Below are 1,332 nucleotides of genomic sequence, written 5' to 3'. Positions count from 1 at the left end.
GAACCGTCACGGGTTGGGGGCCGCTTCCTTCGTGGAGGAAGATGGTCCCCATCATGTCGAAGCGTTACCCGCCCGAGGTTCGTGAGAAGGCCGTACGCCTTGCTCTCGAACGGCTCGATGAGTACGGCACCCCGTACGCGACCGGTCAGGCTCTCGCGCCGTTGGTCGATGTCCATTTCGAGACGTTGCGGATCTGGATCAAGAAGGCTCTGGCCGAGGGAGCCCGACCGGGTGAACCGGGCGGCGCCGGTCTGTCCTCGGTCGAGCGTGAGGAGCTGACCAAGCTGCGACGCGAGGTCCGAGATCTGAAGCAGGCCAACGAGATTCTCAAGTTGGCTTCGGCTTTCTTCGCGCGGGAACTCGACCCGCGACACCGGTGATCGTCGGGTTCATCGACGAATACCGCCAGGTCTACGGCGTCGAGTCGATCTGCCGTGCGCTGTCTGCGCACGGGATCCAGATCGCGCCGCGAACCTACCGCAAAGCCCGCCACCGGCCGCCCTCGGCGCGTGATCTCGCCGACGCCTACCTCGAGAACACGCTACGAGACCTCGAAGGCAGGCCGGAGCAGATGTATGGGCGCCGGAAGATGACCCGCTACCTGCGCCGTCAGGGCCACGACGTGGCGTTTTGCACTGTCGACCGGCTCATGCGCGAGGTCGGTCTCAACGGTGTCGTGCGGGGCCGCAAGCATCGCACCACGATCCCGGCCAAGGATGGTGTGCGCGCCGGTGACAGGCTCAACCGTGACTTCACCGCCACAGCCCCGAACCTTGTGTGGGTGGCGGATTTCACCTACGTCTCGACCTGGACCGGCCGGGCGTATGTCGCGTTCGTGTTCGACGCCTACTCCCGTGCGATCGTGGGCTGGACCACCGCGACGACCAAGACGACCGCGCTGGTGACCAAAGCGCTCGACATGGCCGTATGGCGGCGTGACCATTACCGGTGCCCGGTCGAGCCCGGACTGATTTTCCACACCGACGCGGGCAGTCGGTACGTTTCGGTGAGGTTCACCGAATCCCTTGCTCTGCATGGCTTGTCGGCGTCGGTCGGTTCGGTCGGGGACGCCTATGACAACGCGCTCGCGGAGTCGATCATCGGCCTGTTCAAGACCGAGGTCGTCAACCGGCACGGCCCGTTCGAGACCCTGGCCGAGGTCGAGTTCGCGCTCATGGAATGGTGCGATTGGTACAACAACGCCCGACTGCATTCCCGGCTGGACTACCTGTCCCCGGCCGAGTACGAAGCCGCGTACTACGCTCAAAACCTGCCACGCCGACCGGCGCTGGTCTGAAACCGAAGCCGGTCCCCAACCCGTGACGGTTCATA

General features: G+C 64.9%; 1 protein-coding gene and 1 other annotated feature. The gene reads left to right on the top strand.

Annotated elements, in window-relative coordinates:
* The first annotated feature begins 53 nt into the window (after positions 1 to 53).
* A protein-coding gene (locus tag ON20_RS25900) for an IS3 family transposase (protein ID WP_245547493.1) occupies positions 54 to 1,297 on the top strand; the annotation gives its coding sequence in 2 pieces (ribosomal slippage) (positions 54 to 342 and positions 342 to 1,297; 1,245 coding nt in all).
* Positions 341 to 469 (top strand) — a sequence feature (AL1L pseudoknot). (Overlaps the previous gene by 129 nt.)
* Positions 1,298 to 1,332: the final 35 nt, after the last annotated feature.

Origin of the sequence: Nocardia brevicatena NBRC 12119, from assembly GCF_000308495.1 — a bacterium.
GTDB lineage: Bacteria > Actinomycetota > Actinomycetes > Mycobacteriales > Mycobacteriaceae > Nocardia > Nocardia brevicatena.
Note: the sequence above shows the minus strand (reverse complement) of the source record. Positions and strands in the feature narration are given on the sequence as shown.